The organism is Coprococcus sp. TM115-187 (genome assembly GCF_027679115.1).
In the GTDB taxonomy this organism is placed as follows: domain Bacteria; phylum Bacillota; class Clostridia; order Lachnospirales; family Lachnospiraceae; genus Allocoprococcus; species Allocoprococcus comes.
In genome coordinates this window covers 79,958-98,096 of the sequence record NZ_JAQEKS010000010.1, presented here as the reverse complement: position 1 = coordinate 98,096, position 18,139 = coordinate 79,958, and the positions used below count along the sequence as shown (strand labels likewise).

At 43.7% G+C, this 18,139-nt stretch carries 17 protein-coding genes and 1 riboswitch; of the genes, 5 read left to right on the top strand and 12 right to left on the bottom strand.

Annotated features, from left to right (window positions below; genetic code table 11):
• Positions 1-14: 14 nt before the first annotated feature.
• The 6 genes from PGW42_RS08895 to PGW42_RS08870 all read right to left on the bottom strand — a co-directional run bounded on the left by PGW42_RS08895 (position 15) and on the right by PGW42_RS08870 (position 5,222).
• Positions 15-914 (bottom strand): LysR family transcriptional regulator, encoded by a 900-nt coding sequence (locus PGW42_RS08895; RefSeq protein WP_008374087.1) that lies wholly within the window; start codon positions 912-914, stop codon positions 15-17.
• A gap of 47 nt (positions 915-961) precedes the next feature.
• Entirely contained in the window at positions 962-1,219 is a 258-nt protein-coding gene (locus PGW42_RS08890; RefSeq protein WP_055155739.1) for an HPr family phosphocarrier protein, read from the bottom strand.
• A gap of 151 nt (positions 1,220-1,370) precedes the next feature.
• A complete protein-coding gene (locus PGW42_RS08885; RefSeq protein ID WP_008374090.1) occupies positions 1,371-2,759 on the bottom strand; it encodes a citrate/2-methylcitrate synthase in 1,389 nt (462 codons plus the stop codon).
• 110 nt (positions 2,760-2,869) lie between these two features.
• Positions 2,870-3,553: a TIGR00266 family protein gene (locus PGW42_RS08880; RefSeq protein WP_055248162.1), complete on the bottom strand. Its 684-nt coding sequence runs from the start codon at positions 3,551-3,553 to the stop codon at positions 2,870-2,872.
• Positions 3,543-4,427 (bottom strand): 16S rRNA (adenine(1518)-N(6)/adenine(1519)-N(6))-dimethyltransferase RsmA, encoded by an 885-nt coding sequence (rsmA, locus tag PGW42_RS08875; RefSeq protein WP_270203185.1) that lies wholly within the window; start codon positions 4,425-4,427, stop codon positions 3,543-3,545. The genes PGW42_RS08880 and rsmA overlap by 11 nt, the downstream gene beginning before the upstream one ends.
• Positions 4,428-4,460: 33 nt before the next feature.
• On the bottom strand, positions 4,461-5,222 hold the full coding sequence (locus PGW42_RS08870; RefSeq protein ID WP_270203186.1) for a TatD family hydrolase: 762 nt from the start codon (positions 5,220-5,222) through the stop codon (positions 4,461-4,463).
• A 205-nt stretch (positions 5,223-5,427) separates the two neighbouring features.
• Between PGW42_RS08870 and PGW42_RS08865 the strand changes: the two genes are divergently transcribed.
• The 4 genes from PGW42_RS08865 to PGW42_RS08850 all read left to right on the top strand — a co-directional run bounded on the left by PGW42_RS08865 (position 5,428) and on the right by PGW42_RS08850 (position 8,791).
• A complete protein-coding gene (locus tag PGW42_RS08865) occupies positions 5,428-5,718 on the top strand; it encodes a hypothetical protein (RefSeq protein WP_022220418.1) in 291 nt (96 codons plus the stop codon).
• 324 nt (positions 5,719-6,042) lie between these two features.
• A riboswitch (TPP riboswitch) is annotated at positions 6,043-6,151 on the top strand.
• Positions 6,152-6,291: 140 nt separating this feature from the next.
• Positions 6,292-6,798, top strand: coding sequence for an energy coupling factor transporter S component ThiW (gene thiW, locus PGW42_RS08860; protein ID WP_270203187.1), 507 nt, complete (start codon positions 6,292-6,294; stop codon positions 6,796-6,798).
• Between the two features lie 273 nt (positions 6,799-7,071).
• Positions 7,072-8,382: a phosphomethylpyrimidine synthase ThiC gene (gene thiC, locus PGW42_RS08855; protein ID WP_117824574.1), complete on the top strand. Its 1,311-nt coding sequence runs from the start codon at positions 7,072-7,074 to the stop codon at positions 8,380-8,382.
• A 172-nt stretch (positions 8,383-8,554) separates the two neighbouring features.
• Positions 8,555-8,791: a hypothetical protein gene (locus PGW42_RS08850; protein WP_117558755.1), complete on the top strand. Its 237-nt coding sequence runs from the start codon at positions 8,555-8,557 to the stop codon at positions 8,789-8,791.
• A 64-nt stretch (positions 8,792-8,855) separates the two neighbouring features.
• Here PGW42_RS08850 and metG read toward each other — a convergent pair whose 3' ends face one another.
• The 5 genes from metG to nadA all read right to left on the bottom strand — a co-directional run bounded on the left by metG (position 8,856) and on the right by nadA (position 14,889).
• On the bottom strand, positions 8,856-10,760 hold the full coding sequence (gene metG, locus PGW42_RS08845) for a methionine--tRNA ligase (protein WP_270203188.1): 1,905 nt from the start codon (positions 10,758-10,760) through the stop codon (positions 8,856-8,858).
• A 434-nt stretch (positions 10,761-11,194) separates the two neighbouring features.
• On the bottom strand, positions 11,195-11,710 hold the full coding sequence (locus PGW42_RS08840) for a transcription repressor NadR (protein WP_118218414.1): 516 nt from the start codon (positions 11,708-11,710) through the stop codon (positions 11,195-11,197).
• A gap of 110 nt (positions 11,711-11,820) precedes the next feature.
• On the bottom strand, positions 11,821-12,672 hold the full coding sequence (nadC, locus tag PGW42_RS08835) for a carboxylating nicotinate-nucleotide diphosphorylase (RefSeq protein ID WP_022220419.1): 852 nt from the start codon (positions 12,670-12,672) through the stop codon (positions 11,821-11,823).
• A gap of 35 nt (positions 12,673-12,707) precedes the next feature.
• A complete protein-coding gene (locus tag PGW42_RS08830; protein WP_270203189.1) occupies positions 12,708-13,910 on the bottom strand; it encodes an L-aspartate oxidase in 1,203 nt (400 codons plus the stop codon).
• A gap of 70 nt (positions 13,911-13,980) precedes the next feature.
• The gene (nadA, locus tag PGW42_RS08825) at positions 13,981-14,889 is read right to left on the bottom strand and encodes a quinolinate synthase NadA (protein ID WP_118199142.1); all 909 of its coding nucleotides are present in this window, start codon (positions 14,887-14,889) and stop codon (positions 13,981-13,983) included.
• Positions 14,890-15,074: 185 nt separating this feature from the next.
• Between nadA and PGW42_RS08820 the strand changes: the two genes are divergently transcribed.
• Complete coding sequence (locus tag PGW42_RS08820; RefSeq protein ID WP_270203190.1) at positions 15,075-16,838, top strand: DUF885 domain-containing protein; 1,764 nt, start codon at positions 15,075-15,077, stop codon at positions 16,836-16,838.
• Positions 16,839-16,933: 95 nt separating this feature from the next.
• Here the strand turns inward: PGW42_RS08820 and PGW42_RS08815 are convergent, their stop codons facing one another.
• Positions 16,934-17,986, bottom strand: a complete 1,053-nt coding sequence (locus PGW42_RS08815; RefSeq protein WP_270203191.1) for a PTS transporter subunit IIC — start codon at positions 17,984-17,986, stop codon at positions 16,934-16,936.
• Between the last annotated feature and the right edge of the window lie 153 nt (positions 17,987-18,139).

Sequence of the window (18,139 nt, the reverse complement as noted above, 5' to 3'; positions counted from 1 at the left end):
CTTTCTTATAAAGTTTACTCTTTCTCTCCAGCCTGAAACAGCATCTCTTTCAATACGTTTGCCGCCATGCTGTGAGGGCTGCTCTTATCTTCCACAAAACAGATTTCTCTTACCGGTGGTTCTTCCAATAGTGGAACCTGAATGACAATGCCTTGCTCGATCACTTCCTGTGCAAGCGGTTCCGGAATAAACCCGATTCCCAGATTCTGTCTTACCATCGGCAGAATCTGATCGATGGTTGCTGCTTCGGTATCTGCCGTCATTGCAATTCCATGCTCCAGAAAAAATCTGGTATAAAAATCATAAGTTGACGTGTTTTTCCCAAGGCAGATAAATGGATACTCCACCAGCTTTTTCAAACTTACCGGTTCTTTAAACATATCTTTGTACGCCGCATTCGCAACCAGAATTTCTTTAAATGAAAGAAGCGGAATTGCCTTTAAAGGCTTTTTCACCTCTGCCGGTGTAGATGCTACCGCAAAATCTGAAAGTCCGTTCCGAACCGTCTGTATCGCCTGTGGTGCTGTATAACTCGAAATGCGAAGTCTGATTTTAGGATACTTTCTTCTAAACTCTCCCAGCACCGGAAGCAGAAGCAAATGCAATGCAATCTCACTTACCCCGATCGTTACGGTTCCCTGTTCCAGCTTCTTTTCATTTTCAAGCTCTAGCTCTGCTGCATGCAGATGATCGTATGCAATTGCAACATGTGAATAAAGCCGTTCTCCCTCCGGTGTAAGCTCTGCTCCCCGGTTAGACCGGATAAATAATCTGCATCCAAGCTGACTTTCCAGATTGTGGATTGCCCTCGTTACATTCGGCTGATTACTCATCAGGATTGTCGCCGCCTGTGAGAAACTTTTATACTTTGCCGCATAATAAAAAATACGGTAATAATCATAGGTAACTTCCATCTTCCTGCTCCTTGTTCCGTATATCTCCGGCATATCCAGTGCCGCCTTTAACTGAACGGAATCGTAACCGGTGTACAGTCAAATTTTTCAAAATAACTGTCGGCCAGATGTTCCTCTTCGCCTTCGATCAGAAGATGCATCTTCTCTCCCATTCTTATCGTCATCAGTCCCACGATCGATTTGGCATCGATCTCGAAACGTCCTGTCACATCCTTTACCGTAATATCTGCATTCATCTTCTGGCAAACATTACAAAAAGTCATCAATTGTCCTGTAGTCATAAAACGTATATTCCTCTGTACCATAATAGGTCAACCCTCCGCAAGTCTTTTTTCCTGATGTCTAGTTTACACAATATCGTACAATTTGAGAAATGTCTCTTTGAAATGTCTGATATGTCATTTGAACATATCAGTTGTTTCTTTATTTTACATACTACATAGCAGTTTGTCAACACTATCGGTCATTTAAATTTTTATATTCTCTATACTCTGCCAGTGGCATATATGCCGGACGAATAATCTTATCCACATTGATCAGCTCTTCCAGACGATGTGCACTCCATCCAACGATTCGCGCTGCGGCAAAGATCGGCGTATAAAGCTGCTCCGGAATTCCAAGCATATGGTAAACCAGTCCGCTGTAAAAATCGACATTTGCATTTACTCCTTTATACATCTTTCTTTTTTCGGCAATGATTTCCGGTGCCATATGTTCCACTTTCTCATAAAGTGCGTATTCTTTATCGTATCCTTTTTCATGTGCAAGCTGAGCCACAAATTTCTTGAAAATCTCAGCACGTGGATCAGATACTGAATAAATCGCATGACCCATTCCATAGATCAGACCTTTTTTATCAAACCTCTCCCTTGCAAGCAGACCTTCCAGATATGCTCTTACCTCATCGTCATCTTCCCAGTCTTTGACCTCTTCTTTCATATCAGCAAACATCTGCGTCACTTTGATGTTCGCACCGCCGTGCTTCGGACCTTTTAACGATGCCATTGCAGCAGAAATTGTAGAATAGGTGTCTGTTCCGGACGAAGTGACAACGTGGGTAGTAAATGTAGAGTTATTTCCACCACCATGATCCATATGCAGCACAAGTGCCATATCCAAGATCCTTGCTTCCAGCTCCGTATACTGTCGGTCTTCACGAAGCATCATCAGAATATTTTCCGCGGTGGACTTCTGCGGATCCGGTGCATAGATGTACATATCCTGACCCTGACGATAATTGTATGCATGATATCCGTAGACCATCAGCATCGGAAATTCACTGATCAGGTTCAGACACTGTCTGAGAACATTCGGGATTGAAGTATCATCAGCTTTTTCATCGTAAGAATACAGATTCAGAATCGCCCTTGAAATATTGTTCATCATATCATGGCTCGGTGCCTTCATAATAACATCGCGCACAAAATTTGGCGGAAGTGTCCTTCTCTCCGTCAGTGTCTCATGAAACCCATCCAACTGTACAACCGTCGGAAGTTCACCAAAAAGAAGCAGATATGCAATTTCTTCATATCCAAAATGATCCGCATCCAGGAATCCACGAACCAGATCCTTGATGTTATAGCCTCGATAATACAAATTACCGGCACACGGAACTTCTTCGCCATTTACAATCTTTTTGGCACATACATCGGAAATGTTGGTAAGTCCCGCAAGGACTCCTTTTCCGTTTACATCACGGAGACCTCTTTTTACATCATGCTTTACAAAAAGTTCTTTGTCGATCCCGGTATTCGCTTCACATAATCCGGCAAGTTCCTTGATTTTCGGCGAAATATCAAACAGAATGCTATCCAGATCTTTCGCACTGTTCACTGAATTTGTCATACATCTACTCCTTTCTGTTAAAGGCTCTGCAAATACTGCAGAAAGTATGAATGAAGGACGGAAACACGCACTTTTAGCATCGTCCCCCGTCCCTTCTTCTTATTTGTAAACTACTTACTACTTGTTGGAAAATATGGTCTCAATGAATCTGCCACACTGCTGATCGGCATTGTCTGAAGCCATACATGTCCCGGTCCTGTAATAACCGTATTAAATAATCCTTCTCCGCCAAAGACAATATTCTTAAGTCCCGGCACAGTCTGGATATCCATCTGGCATGTTACACTCATCGCTGCCAGATAACCGGAATCAATCACGATCTGCTGACCCGGTTGTAATTCGTATTCTACCACATGTCCATCGAATTCTGCAAATACAATTCCATTTCCGGATACCTTCTGCAAGATAAATCCTTCTCCTCCAAATAGTCCTGAAGCCACTTTCTTGTGAAAATGAACAGATATATTTACTCCAGGTTCGCCAGCAAGGAATGCTTTTTTCTGAAAAATATATTCTTGCCCCGGTCCGATTTCAAATGCCTTGATCGACCCCGGAAAGCTGGATGCAAATGCGATCAGTCCATTCCCGCCCTGTGCGGTATAGATATTCTGGAACATCGCTTCTCCAGAGAACATTCTTCCAAATGCTTTTCCAAATCCTCCATTTGTCGAAGTCTCCATCTTCATATTCGGAGACATCCATGCCATGGATCCCCGCTCTGTGATCATCCTCTCGCCAGCTTCCAGATGGCAGATCACTACCGGAAGGGTATCACCCTTGATTTCATACCTCATGCTCCATTTCCTCCTTTATAATATTAGTCAGTCTGGCAAATTCTTCCAGATCCAGTGCTTCTCCCCGGACACTGCTTCCTTTTCCGAGTTTCTCTATCGCAGCAGTAACGACTTCCTTCGAAAGATTCAGCTCTCCTGAATTCTTAAGACCATTCGCCAAAGTCTTCCTCCTCTGATTAAAGGATGCCCGTATAAGACGGAACATCAGTTTTTCATCCATAACCTCTACCGGAGGCTTCTGATGTCTTGTCAGGCGGATTACTGCTGATCCGACTGCCGGACGCGGCATGAAACAGTTCGGGGGTACATTTGCAACAATATACGGCTCTGCATAATACTGTACAGCAAGTGAAAGTGCACCATAATCCTTTGTTCCCGGCCCTACCTGCATACGGTCAGCCACTTCTTTCTGTACCATAACCGTAATACTCTCAAGCGGCACATGGCTTTCAAATAAGCCCATGATGATCGGTGTCGTTATATAATATGGAAGATTCGCAACCACCTTGATCGGCCGTCCTCCGTTCTTCTCCTTTGCAAGTGCTGCAATATCCACCTTTAGGATATCTTCATTGATGATCGATACGTTGTCATATTCTTTCAGCGTGTCTTCAAGAATTGGAATCAGCGCACGGTCTATCTCAACTGCAGTTACTTCTCTTGCCGCACAGGCAAGGTACTGTGTCATCGTCCCGATTCCAGGGCCGATCTCCAACACGTAATCATCCTTTGTGATCTCGGCTGCACGAATGATCTTATCCAGCACATGCTCATCGATCAGAAAGTTCTGTCCAAATTTTTTCTGAAAATTAAAATTATATTTTTGCAGAACCTCAATGGTATTCTGCGGATTTCCAAGTGTAGGTGTTTTCATCTGTTATTCTCCTGATTATTCATTGCCTGCGTCTTAGATGCCGTACAGATCTCTCGCATTTTTCTCTGTCACAGCGATCACTTCTTCCGGACTCATCTCTTTTAACTCTGCAATTTTCTCAGCCACATACCGGATATAAGAAGACTGATTCCGTTTGCCACGGTACGGCTCCGGTGCCATATACGGGCAGTCTGTCTCCAGCACGATCTTCTCGATCGGGATCGCAGTTGCGACATCTTTTAATTTCTTTGCATTCTTAAATGTGACGACTCCGCCGATTCCAATATAGAATCCCATCTTCACATATTCTTCAGCCATTTCACGCGAATAGGAATAGCAGTGAATAACTCCGCCAAGCCCCTGTGCATAATTTTTCATGATATACATGGTATCTGCGGCAGCTTCCCTGCTGTGGATGATTACTGGTTTCTTTACTTCTCCCGCAAGCTCCAGCTGGCGGATAAACCACTTCTGCTGTATCTCATGTGATTCATTATCCCAATAATAATCCAGACCGATCTCTCCGACTGCAACCACTTTTTTGTTACGGCAGAGTTCTTTCATGTGCTGGATCTTATCTTCGTTAAGTTCTCCAACCTCATCCGGATGCACACCGATTGCAGCATAAACATATGGATACTTTCCGGCAAGTGCCAAAACCTTCTCACAGGATTCATAAGTCGCACTTACATCCACGATCGTTCCAACTCCAAGATCCGGCATAGATTTTAAAAGCTCATCCCGATCCCCGTCAAACTGTTCATCATCATAATGTGCATGTGTATCAAATATCATTTTCCTCGTCTCGCTTTCTTTTTACTGACTGCTCTCAGATGTTCTAAGTATACCACACATTCTTAGCCGCTGAATAGTCACTTTTTTACTTGCTTATCCGGTTTCTTCTATGTATACTATAGATAGTGCAAATAGATCACATCTGCAAATGTATGGGGAATATATTTCTGAAGATTCTGATCAGATATTATAGGAGGATTTTAAAATGAAAGTATTTGACACTGTAAACAATGTCGAGCTGGAAGCCGACACAAAGAAACTTGTAGACATTATGGTAGACGGACGCCAGGTTGATGTATACCTGAAAGAAAAGAAGTCTGATGAAGACGGATACATGAGCTGGGATGTAGAGCATTGGTCAGCAATCGACAAAAAGCGTTTCATCCGCTGCTACTCTCTGGAAGGTCGTGTCCTCAGCGAGTCTACTGGTCACAACATCTATGACCTTTACAATGAATTCAAACCGGAAGATGCTTTAAAGGTAGAGCTCAGCTAATCTCTGCTGTATTCTACATAAGACGGTAATGAAATTCCGGACGGGCAGAACTTTCTGTCCGTCTTTTATTGTACAAAAATGTACTCTGATTCTGCACAATGTTACTGTTCACACGATGTGCGACCAGCAACGCATCTCGCCATTTTAAATCGCCTTTGGCGATGGGGCGAGATGCATTCAAGCCAAAACATGCATCCTCCGTGTCAATCAGCGGAGTGATTGACACGGGAGTGAACAGTAACTGCACAATGTCTTTTCTGAGATACTTTTTCATTTCCTCTTGTCAAATCCGGCTTGCCGCGCTATAATTCTACTTGTACAAGTTCATATGTACCAGGGAGCTGGAGATAACTGGCTGAGAGGGGATTTTATCTGTCCCGACCTGTAACCTGATTTGGATAATGCCAACGGAGGGAATGTATACCATGTATTTGATAGAGATGCCTCCGCATCTCTTATTTTTTTACATGACAGATCAGAACACGCTGACAACGTGTTCCGTGATTACGGACAGCAGGAACTCCACTCAGGTGTGGAGTTCCTTTTTTATTTAAAAGGAAGGAGAACTCTACTATGAAACAAAATAATACAACAAAGAAACTCGCACTTGCCGGTGTTCTCACCGCGCTTGCAATCGTCGGAAGCTTTATCAGTGTACCGGTTGTCGGAAGCAAATGCGCTCCGGTACAGCATATGGTCAACATTCTTGCCGCCGTAACACTTGGTCCTGCATGGGGCGTCGGCATTGCATTCTGTGCAAGTTTACTCCGCAATCTGCTCGGCCTCGGAAGCCTTATGGCTTTCCCTGGAAGCATGGTCGGTGCTTTATGCTGTGGTCTTGTCTACAAAAAATGCCACATCTTAAGTCTTACCTGCCTTGCCGAAGCGATCGGAACCGGATTCCTTGGCGCACTTGCCGCTTATCCGGTTGCTTTGTATCTGATGGGAATTGCGCCGGCAGGACTTTTCGTTTATGTCGTTCCATTCCTTATTTCCACTGTCGCAGGAAGCATCCTTGCTTTCATCCTGATCACAGTTCTGGAAAAAGGCGGCGTTATGTCACAGATCAAAGAAGCATAATCATCATTCATTCTTACAGCACTCTGCTGTAAATGAAACCGCGTTACACCGGGGACACCACCTTGTATCGCGTAATAAAAGGCAGAGATTTTCAAATAAAATCCTGTTCATTGCCGGAAATTTTCCGACAAAGGCGTTAGCAATTCTATCATTCCGAACTGGAAGTGTACCCATCAGGCTGTGTCTGGTTTTTTTCGTGTACGCTGTCCGTGTTTTGCTGACGCCAGATTTTTGTGATACTCACAAACCAATAAGAAACGGAGGCAAAACAACATGAGAAATTACACAACCCAGATGGACGCTGCCAGAAAAGGAATTCTGACTCCGGAAATCGAAACCGTAGCAAAAAAGGAACATATGCCTGTTGAAAAGATGATGCAGCTTGTCGCAGAAGGCAAGGTTGCTATCTGTGCCAACAAGAACCATACCTGCCTTGACCCGGAAGGTGTCGGAAGTATGCTCCGTACCAAGATCAATGTCAACTTAGGCGTTTCCCGCGACTGCAAAGATTATGATATTGAAATGCAGAAAGTTATGAGTGCCGTTAATCTCGGTGCAGAAGCAATTATGGATCTTTCCAGCCACGGTAATACCCAGCCATTCCGTCAGAAGCTGACACACGAGTGCCCGGCTATGATCGGAACTGTACCGGTCTATGACAGTGTTATTCATTATCAGAGAGACCTGGCAACTCTTACTGCACAGGATTTTATTGATGTTGTCCGTCTTCATGCTGAGGATGGCGTGGACTTCGTCACACTTCACTGTGGAATCACAAGAAAAACCATCGAACAGATCAAAAAACATAAACGTAAAATGAACATTGTAAGCCGTGGCGGAAGTCTTGTCTTTGCATGGATGTGCATGACCGGAGAAGAGAACCCATTCTATGAGCATTACGATGAAATTCTCGACATCTGCGAAGAATATGATGTAACTATTTCTCTTGGTGATGCCTGCCGTCCGGGATGTCTTGCTGATGCAACAGATGTATGCCAGATTGAAGAACTTGTCCGCCTCGGAGAACTGACCAAACGTGCATGGGATCATAATGTACAGGTTATGGTAGAAGGACCTGGACATGTGCCGCTGGATCAGGTTGCTGCCAACATGAAAGTACAGCAGAGTATCTGCATGGGCGCACCGTTCTATGTACTTGGACCTCTTGTTACTGATATCGCTCCTGGATATGACCATATCACAGCTGCCATCGGTGGAGCTGTTGCCGCTATGAGCGGAGCTGCTTTCCTTTGCTACGTTACACCGGCAGAACACCTTGCTCTTCCAAACGTAGAAGATACCAAACAGGGAATCATTGCTTCTAAGATTGCAGCCCATGCCGCTGATATTGCAAAAGGTATCCCGCATGCACGTGATATCGATGACAAGATGGCAGATGCACGCCGTGTTCTTGACTGGGATGCACAGTACGCCTGCGCTCTCGATCCTGAAACAGCAAAGGCAATCCGTGACAGTCGTAAACCAGAAGACGACCACAGCGATACCTGCAGTATGTGCGGAAAATTCTGTGCTGTAAGAAGTATGAACAAAGCACTTGCCGGAGAATATATTGATATTCTGTAAACTTAAAGATTGCTTGCAAAAGAAGAGAATCGGAAATTATCCGGTTCTTTTCTTTTTCACTAATTTTCGCTCTATTTGTTCTACAAAATATAGCACTTTGCCAGTGGTAAATTTTCGGGTTTGATGTATAATTATTACACAGCAAAAAGGATACAACGGGAGGGAAAGGTTTATGAAAAATAAAATAATGTGGAAAGATGTTACTCTTATTGTACTTGCTATTCTCCTTATTTTTTCGATGTGCAGAATACATACACTCAAACAGTCGAACAAAAAACTGTACTCACAAAATCTGGAGCTGAATCACCAGCTTGCCACACTGAAAGAAAAGAATACAGGTTTAGAATCAAAGCTGAACAGCGAAGAAAGTATCACAGATGAAAAAAAATCAGACAATTCTCAACATTAAAAATTGAGGAGAAGTTTCCAGATCCTGGATTCTTCTCCTCGTTTTTATTTATCCAATCATTTAATTAACAGATCTCTGCTCCTGCCGGCATCTTCTTCTCCGGTGTCATCAGCGCAAGATTACCATCTGCATCTTCTGCGCAGAGCAGCATACCTTCTGAAAGCACTCCGGCGAGTTTTGCAGGTTTCAGGTTCACAAGAACCATAACCTTCTTACCTACCATTTCTTCCGGTGTATAGTGTGCTTTGATTCCGGAAACGATCTGTTTTACCTGGCTTCCGATTTTAACCTGGGAGCAGAGAAGCTTCTTGGATTTCTTGACTGCTTCGCAGGAAATGATCTCACCTACCTGGAACTGCATCTTTTCAAAATCTTCAAAAGTGATCTCCGGTTTTGCTTCGATGTCGATTCCTTCTTCTTCCTCTTCCTTTTCTTCTTTAACCTTTGGATGAAGCTCTTCTACTTTTTTCATGACTTCTTCCAGGTCGAGTCTCTGGAACAGGATTTCCGGTTTTTCTACCACATGTCCGCCACCAAGCTGTGCCAGGATCTTTTCAGCTGTTTCCGGCATGAAGGATTCCAGAAGTTTTGCACCTTCGGAAATACTCTGGATCAGATTCCAGAGTACTGTCTCCAGACGGTCCTTCTTACTTTCATCCTTTGCAAGTGCCCAAGGCATGGTCTCATCAATATATTTGTTACAGCGTTTAAACAAACTGAAGATTTCTGTAATCGCATCTGCTACACGCAGTTCTTCCATTTTTGCTTCTACGAGCTTCGGCGTATTTTCTGTTACAGCTTTCAGATCTGCATCTACTTCTTCTGTAACACCTTTATTTGTCACAGTTCCGCCAAAGTATTTATTTGTCATAGAAATAGTACGGTTTACAAGGTTACCCAGTGTATTGGCAAGATCGGAGTTCAGTCTCTCTACCATCAGCTCCCAGGAGATTACGCCATCATTTTCAAACGGCATTTCATGCAGCACGAAGTAACGGACCGCATCTACGCCAAAGAAATCTACGAGTTCATCTGCATAGAGTACATTTCCTTTTGATTTACTCATCTTTCCATCGCCCTGAAGAAGCCACGGATGTCCAAATACCTGCTTCGGAAGCGGAAGTCCAAGTGCCATCAGGAAGATCGGCCAGTAAATCGTATGGAAACGGATGATATCTTTTCCGATCAGATGAAGGTCTGCCGGCCAGTTCTTATTGAACATTTCATCGCTTTCACCATCACAGTGATATCCGATACCAGTGATATAGTTGGTAAGTGCATCAAGCCATACATAAACAACATGCTTCGGATCAAAGTCTACCGGAATTCCCCATTTAAAAGAAGTTCTGGATACACAAAGATCCTGAAGTCCCGGAAGAAGGAAGTTGTTCATCATCTCATTCTTACGTGCTACCGGCTGGATAAATTCCGGATGTGTATTGATATATTCAATCAGTCTGTCTGCATATTTGCTCATCTTGAAGAAGTATGCTTCTTCCTTTGCAGGCTGTACCGGGCGTCCACAGTCCGGACATTTTCCATCTACAAGCTGGGATTCTGTGAAGAAGGATTCACATGGAGTACAGTACATTCCTTCGTAGTGTCCTTTGTAAATATCTCCCTGGTCATACAGTTTCTTGAATATCTTCTGTACTTCTTTCTCATGATAATCATCCGTTGTACGGATAAATTTGTCATAAGAAGTGTTCATCAGATCCCAGATTCTCTTAATCTCCCCGGATACGTTATCTACAAATTCCTTTGGTGTAACGCCCGCTTCTTCTGCTTTTAATTCAATTTTCTGTCCATGTTCGTCAGTTCCTGTCTGGAAAAAAACATCATATCCCTGACTTCTCTTATAACGTGCAATTGCATCTGCCAGCACGATCTCGTATGTGTTACCGATATGTGGCTTGCCTGATGTATAGGCAATTGCAGTTGTAATATAATATTTTGGTTTGTCTGCCATGATTCTTTATCTCCTTTTTCTTTAAATTAAAAAAGTGCACATCTCCGGCACGTAGTGCCTTTTATTTAACAGAAACTTCCTGTTAAATAAAAAACCGCCTTCTATAAAATATAGAAGACGGGATTATTACCGTGTTACCACTTCTCTTCATCCTTCCCTCACAGGAAGAATCTCACCGGGTACAGTCTGCTGCTTTTGGCAGTCTATATCTGCACTCGCCGCTGTAACGGGCGGAACCCATCGCATGCTTGCACAAGAAACTGATTCGTTGCTTCCTTATGTTCACCTGCGCTGCTCAGAAGCCATCTTCAGTCCTTCTCCAGCCATCCCTCTCAGCCTCTGCGGGACTTCTCTGTAAACATTCAAAAGACCTACTCTCTTCATCATCGCTTTTCCTATATCAGAAAAATCGTATCACAGATATCAGAAACTTGTCAAGGCGTATTTGACACCAGATAGCCTTTTTCCTTCAATACCTGCTCGATCAGATCCAGTGTCTCTTCCGAATCCGCTTCAACTGTGTGGTAGTGATAGTTGGAAGTGATATTCTTAAGCGGACTGGACTTTCCACTGTGGATTCCTTCCATGAATTCTTTGACATTTCTTCGCGATGCCACATCAAGAGGCGCTTCCATATGCCCATAAATCCGATGATTGATCATTACATTTACCACCTTGCCACCCAGATCTACGATCGAACAAAGCTCATCCTCCATCTGTTCATCCGTATGACTGACTTTGAACACTCTTGTTACCGAATGCGGTGCATTCAGAATATATCCCCGGTTGGTTGAAATGATATCATATCCGGCTGCACGGATCAGCGCAATGTCCTGTACAATGACCTGACGGCTTACATCATATACCTTCGCCAGTTCTTTCCCGGGTACCGGAACCTCACTGCTCTTTATTTTGCTGACAATCTCTTCTCTTCGTCTGGAACCTGTCATCCCGATATAACTCTCCTTTTTCTGCAATTCTGCTCTGTGCCTGACGTATTACAGACTTTCCTCTTCTGTCTGCCAAATCCTGTCTTCACTCTTACTGAATCCAGACCGGCTTAAATAGCATGCAGATTCTTCAGCGAAATGTCAAGGACAGGAGCAGAATGGGTAAGTGCCCCACTTGATATATAGTCTACTCCAAGAGACGTCAGACGGTCAATATTTTCTTTTGTTACATTTCCGGAACATTCTGTCTCTGCACGTCCGTCAATAATCCGGATTGCCTCCTTCATATCCTCCGGCGACATATTATCCAGCATAATAATATCTGCTCCCGCATCAACAGCCTCACGCACCATATCCAGATTCTCAACTTCTACCTCAATTTTGCGGACAAACGGTGCGTATTCCTTTGCCATTTCCACCGCCTTTGCCACACTTCCTGCCGCTCCGATATGATTGTCTTTTAAAAGCACTCCGTCGGAAAGATTATATCTATGATTGTATCCTCCACCGACACGGACCGCATATTTTTCAAAAATACGCATATTCGGCGTTGTCTTTCTGGTGTCCAGAAGCTTCGTCTTTGTTCCTTCCAGAAGCATTGCAACCGAATGTGTATAAGTCGCAATTCCACTCATTCTCTGCAGATAATTCAGTGCCACCCGTTCCCCTGAGAGCAGCGCACGGATATCGCCTGTAATAATCCCCATCAATTCTCCTTTTTTCACTTCGTCACCGTCTTTACAATAGAAATCTGTCTTCACATTTTCATCCAGAATTTCAAATACTCTATGAAATACATCCAGCCCGGCAACTACTCCATCCTGTTTGCAGATCAGCTGCACCTCTCCGGTCACCGCTTCTTTCATCACCGCATTGGTGGTCACGTCCTCACTGGAAATATCCTCCTGCAGTGCTTCTTTTATCAGATGGTCTACATTCAATGTCATCGTAATCTTATTCATTTCTTTTTTCCTCATTCTAAACAGATCTTTTTCTTTTATATTGCCTCTTTACAGAACAGTACAGGATTTACTGCATTTTCCACTCCGGAAATCTTATGTGCCGCACGTTTTGCAAACACCAGGCTCTCAAGCAGAGAATTACTTGCCAGACGGTTCGCCCCATGGACGCCATTGCAGCTGGTCTCTCCAACCGCATACAGATGCTCCATCGAAGTTCTGCTGTCGCTGTCTACCCAGATGCCTCCCATGAAATAGTGTTGTGCAGGAACAACCGGGATCCACTCTTTTGTCACGTCATAGCCTTCTTCCCGGCACCGCTCACAGATATTTGGGAAATGCTCCAGGATCGTATTCTTATCAATATTTTCCATGGAAAGCCATACATGATCCGTTCCGTCTTTTTCCATTTGTTCCCGGATTGCTTTTGTCACCACATCTCTCGGAAGAAGCTCATTTACAAAACGTTCTCCGTCTTTATTATAAAGAACTGCGCCTTCTCCACGGACAGATTCTGAAATCAGAAATCTTCGCCCTGGTTTTGAAGAATACAAAGTTGTCGGGTGGATCTGGACATAATCCAGATGCTCCAGACGGATTCCATGCTTCCTGGAAATATCAAGCGCATCTCCTGTCAGATGTGGAAAGTTTGTAGAATGCTGATATCTTCCTCCGATTCCACCGCTTGCAAAAATCGTATCCTGTGCATAGATCTTCATCTCTTCACCGTTTGCCGTCTTTGCTAAAATACCTGCACATCTTCCATTTTTAACAATTATGTCTGTCATAGTTGTATATTCGTGTATTTGTACATTTTTTCGTTTCTTTACATGCATGAGCAGTTTACTCGTAATCTCTTTCCCTGTAATATCTTCATGAAAAAGAATCCTTGGTCTGGAATGCGCACCTTCTCTTGTAAATGCAAGATTTCCGTCTTTTTTGGCAAAATCCACGCCATATCCAATCAGATCATGAATAATTTCCTGCGAGCTGCGGATCATAATATCCACCGATTCTTTCCTGTTCTCGTAATGACCTGCGCGCATTGTATCTTCAAAATATCCCTCATAATCCTCATCATCACGAAGTACACAGATTCCACCCTGTGCCAGAAATGAATCACTGCTTTCCAGATCTGACTTGGTAATCATAAGGATCTGTTTATCCTCCGGAAGATTCAGTGCTGAAAACGCTCCACCAACTCCCGTTCCAACGATCACTACATCTGTCTTAATCTCCAACTTTATCCCTCCAATTCCGGTTCTCTTAGCCGGTCACCTGTTGTTTCTTATTTTTGATTTTCCAGTTCTTTTATTTTGCAGCAAGCTCAAGCATTTTCTCTAACGGTTTTTTGGAATTTTCCCGAAGTTTTGCATCTACGTGAACCTCATTTTCACCAGTCTGCAAAACATGCAATACCTTCTCCAGCGTATTCTTTTTCATATTCGGACATACCGGTAGCTTGTCCGGATAATAGAATGTCTTCTCCGGGTTCTGTTCCTTCAGCTTGTAACCCACACCCTCTTCTGTACAGACAATAAATTCCTGACAATCACTTGCCGTTACATACTGGATGATTCCTGATGTGCTTCCCACGTAATCTGCCATCGCAAGAAGTTCTGCACGGCATTCTCCGTGTGCGACGATCTGTGTCCCCGGATGTCTCCTTTTCACTTCGGCTACATCCTCTGGTTCCATCCGTTCATGAGTCGGACAGAATCCATTGTTGTAAACAAAATTTTTTTCCGGTACATGATCGGCTACAAAATGTGCCAGATTCCGATCCGGAATAAAGAAAATATTCTTGTTCGGAAGTTCTTTTACGATCTTCACTGCATTTGCAGATGTCACACAGACATCCGAGTATTCTTTCAGTGCTGCCGTTGAATTGATATAACAGACAACAGCAAGATCATCATACTCTTTCCGCATCTTCCGGATCGTCTCCACATCTGCCATATGCGCCATCGGACAGTCTGCTGTCATATCCGGCATCAGAACCGTTTTCTCCGGATTCAGGATCTTCGCACTCTCCCCCATAAAAGAAACGCCACAAAATACGATTGTCTTTTCTTGGAGCTTCGTTGCTACCTTGCTCAGGTAAAAAGAATCCCCTATATAATCTGCTATTTCCTGCACCTCCGGCCGCACATAATAATGTGCCAGAATGACAGCATTCTTCTCTTTTTTAAGCTTCTGTATCTCTTCCACCGTTGTCATAACGTGATCCTCCCTTACTGACTCTTTTCTCATCTCTGATCTTTTTTCAGCATAGTGCCCATTATAGCACCGTACTTTACATCTGACAAGACACTTGTTTTATTTCTGTAAAGTTTCGTTTGAGATACATATTTCCAGAATCAAAATCATATACATAGAAACAACATCATTTCTTCTGGAGTTTTATGTTTCATTTAATTCTTAAACACCGGAAAAAAATTTTTCTGATCCTTCCCTGTTGTCTGCTGGTCATTCTGATTTCTTTTCTGTCTGGCAATGCATTTTGGAGCTCCCTGCATGCAGAATCCTCCGACCGGCAATTCCGTACTTTCACACGTAGTCTCTTCCAGACAGAAGTATCCGCAAATACCATCAGCCTTCACTATACCTTGCGTTCTCCTTCTGACTATGGCATCGCGGACATCCCGGCTACATACGGCAGTCTTTCTTCTGATCCCGTTGCTGCAAAGGCTTCTGTCAGAAATGTTCTCTCTTCTCTGCAGGAATTTGATCCCGACACTCTTTCTTCGGAAAATGCACTAACCTTTAAAATCCTGGATACTTATCTTAAAAATGCATCCACAGGGACAGATTATCTGCTTTATCAGGAGCCTCTGGGCCCCGTATCCGGTATCCATACGCAGCTGCCTGTTCTGCTCTCGGAATACAGCTTTTACGACACACAGGATGTAGAAACCTATCTGGCTCTCTTAAAAGAAACGCCTTCCTATTTTGATTCTGTCATCCGGTTTGAGCAGAAAAAAGCTGCTTCCGGTCTTTTTATGCCGGATTACCAGGCTGATTCTGTTCTGGACACCTGCCAGTCTTTTATCGATATGGGTAAAGAGAATTATCTGGTCAGTACATTTAACGAGCGGATCGCGTCACTGGATCTTTTACCTGAAAACAAAAAAGATTCTTTTCAGAAAGAAAATATGAAACTTGTAACAGAAGAGATTTATCCCGCTTATCAAAATCTGATCACCGCTATCAAATCGCTGAAAGGAAAAGGAATGAATGAACAGGGACTTAGCCATTTCCCTTATGGAAAAAAATACTATGAATATCTGGTGCGTCAGACTACCGGCTGCAATGAGTCCATTTCCCGTCTGCGACTGATGACCAGGGCACAGATACTGGAAGATCTAAGTGCCATGCAGAAGGTTCTCTTCCCTGCTGACGCAGCACTTACCCAGGCATCTGTTTTGGAACAGACATCTCCTGATTCCATGCTGGACGATCTCAGGTCCAAAATCACAGATACATTCCCGGAAATTCCTGATGTTGATTTCCAGGTCAAATATGTTCCGGAATCCATGCAGGATTATCTAAGTCCAGCTTTCTATATGATCCCTGCCATTGACAATCTAACGGAAAATGTCATCTACATTAACAACGGGCAGACCGCCTCAGGGCTGAATCTCTACACAACCCTTGCTCACGAAGGCTATCCCGGACATCTGTACCAGACCGTCTATTTTTCTGCTTCTGAGCCGGATCCTATTCGGAGCATTCTTGATTTTGGCGGATACGTTGAGGGCTGGGCCACCTATGCAGAAATGATGTCCTACTACCTTGCACCTCTCCCTAAGACTGAAGCATCCCTTCTCCAGAAAAACAGTTCTGTCATTCTTGGACTTTATGCGCTTGCAGACATGGGAATTCATTATGACGGCTGGTCTGTAACTGATACAGTCCGCTTTTTCAGCGATTACGGGATCAATGATCCAAATGCAGTACAGAGTGTCTACAAACTGATCATTGGAAGTCCTGCCAATTATCTGAAATACTATATTGGATACCTGAAATTTTATGAATTGAAAAAGGAGATGGCAGATGCCCTGGGAAATCAATTCTCCCAGAAAGAATTTCACAGGGCGGTACTGGATGTGGGACCGGCGCCATTTAAGATCGTATATGATGAGGTGGAAAAAAATTTATTAGATTGATCCTATTTCACACAAAATAAAACTATCCTGTGAGAATCCGAAACATTCCCACAGGATAGCCCATCAAACACATTTTATATAATTTACACTTGAATCTACAGATCCAGTTTCAGATCATTTTCCTTGATCCAGCCACATTTTCTCATCGGAATCGCAATCGCCCAGGAAAGCACTGCCGGAAGAATAAAACAGATCAGCACCAGACCTGCCCAGTCCATTCCGGTGATTGCAGCTTTGGTTCCTTCTGCAATATCATTTACCCAGCCAGTGTACACACCAATCTGTCCGACCAGTCCGCAGGTTCCCATTCCGGATGCCACTGCCGCACCGTTCATCTTCAAATGAAAGATACAGGTTGCGACCGGACCGGTAATTGCGGATGCCAGTATTGGCGGAAGCCAGATTCTCGGATTTCTCACAATGTTTCCCATCTGGAGCATCGAGGTTCCTATTCCCTGTGCAAAAAGACCACCCCATTTATTTTCCTTAAAACTCATAACCGCAAAACCAACCATCTGTGCACAGCAGCCGGCTACAGCAGCACCTCCTGCAAGCCCGGTAAGTGAAAGTGCCGCACAGATCGCTGCACTGCTGATTGGAAGTGTCAGCGCAATACCAACAATCACAGATACGATAATTCCCATGAAAAATGGCTGTAATTCAGTCGCCCACATGATCGCAGTTCCTACGGTACTTGCCGCTGCTCCGATCGCCGGTGCACATCCCAGTGAAAGCAGAACCCCCACACAGATCGTCACAAATGGTGTCACAATAATATCTATTTTTGTTTCTTTTGAAACCAGTTTTCCAAATTCTGCTGCAAAAATCGTAACGACCAAAACCGCAAGAGGTCCTCCGGCACCCCCAAGTTCATTTGCTGCCATTCCGACTGCCGCCAGTGAAAACAATACAAGCGGCGGACACTGAAGTGCTACTCCGATCGAGATTGCCATCGCAGCTCCGGTTGCTCCTTTCGCATAACCGCCTACTGTTACAAGGATTCCTATACCAAGCTGTTCTCCGAGTGTGCTGATGATCGTACCGATCAGAAGCGATGCAAACAGTCCCTGCGCCATTGCACCAAGCGCATCGATTCCGTATCGCTTCGCTGAAAAGATAATATTTTTCTTTCTTAGAAACTCTTTCATAACTTTCTCCTGCTCCTGTCATTCTTTTAGTGTATAATCTACTGTCTTGTCACATGTGATTACTGTGCAATATTATCCACTGTTTTGCAGAATCCGTCAAGAAGATTTTATTTAAATCTCTTATCTTCGCAAAAGTATGATATAACTGATATG

Bases quoted from the DNA above. Each gene is read 5' to 3' on its own strand.
- thiC (WP_117824574.1), top strand. From the start codon at position 7,072: ATGAGAAATTACACAACCCAGATGGACGCTGCCAGAAAAGGAATTCTG.
- nadA (WP_118199142.1), bottom strand. From the start codon at position 14,889: ATGACAACGGTGGAAGAGATACAGAAGCTTAAAAAAGAGAAGAATGCT.
- PGW42_RS08820 (WP_270203190.1), top strand. From the start codon at position 15,075: ATGTTTCATTTAATTCTTAAACACCGGAAAAAAATTTTTCTGATCCTT.
- PGW42_RS08870 (WP_270203186.1), bottom strand. From the start codon at position 5,222: ATGATATTTGATACACATGCACATTATGATGATGAACAGTTTGACGGG.
- thiW (WP_270203187.1), top strand. From the start codon at position 6,292: ATGAAACAAAATAATACAACAAAGAAACTCGCACTTGCCGGTGTTCTC.
- PGW42_RS08815 (WP_270203191.1), bottom strand. From the start codon at position 17,986: ATGAAAGAGTTTCTAAGAAAGAAAAATATTATCTTTTCAGCGAAGCGA.
- metG (WP_270203188.1), bottom strand. From the start codon at position 10,760: ATGGCAGACAAACCAAAATATTATATTACAACTGCAATTGCCTATACA.
- PGW42_RS08850 (WP_117558755.1), top strand. From the start codon at position 8,555: ATGAAAAATAAAATAATGTGGAAAGATGTTACTCTTATTGTACTTGCT.
- PGW42_RS08840 (WP_118218414.1), bottom strand. From the start codon at position 11,710: ATGACAGGTTCCAGACGAAGAGAAGAGATTGTCAGCAAAATAAAGAGC.
- PGW42_RS08865 (WP_022220418.1), top strand. From the start codon at position 5,428: ATGAAAGTATTTGACACTGTAAACAATGTCGAGCTGGAAGCCGACACA.
- PGW42_RS08885 (WP_008374090.1), bottom strand. From the start codon at position 2,759: ATGACAAATTCAGTGAACAGTGCGAAAGATCTGGATAGCATTCTGTTT.
- nadC (WP_022220419.1), bottom strand. From the start codon at position 12,672: ATGAATAAGATTACGATGACATTGAATGTAGACCATCTGATAAAAGAA.
- rsmA (WP_270203185.1), bottom strand. From the start codon at position 4,427: ATGAAAACACCTACACTTGGAAATCCGCAGAATACCATTGAGGTTCTG.
- PGW42_RS08890 (WP_055155739.1), bottom strand. From the start codon at position 1,219: ATGGTACAGAGGAATATACGTTTTATGACTACAGGACAATTGATGACT.
- PGW42_RS08895 (WP_008374087.1), bottom strand. From the start codon at position 914: ATGGAAGTTACCTATGATTATTACCGTATTTTTTATTATGCGGCAAAG.
- PGW42_RS08880 (WP_055248162.1), bottom strand. From the start codon at position 3,553: ATGAGGTATGAAATCAAGGGTGATACCCTTCCGGTAGTGATCTGCCAT.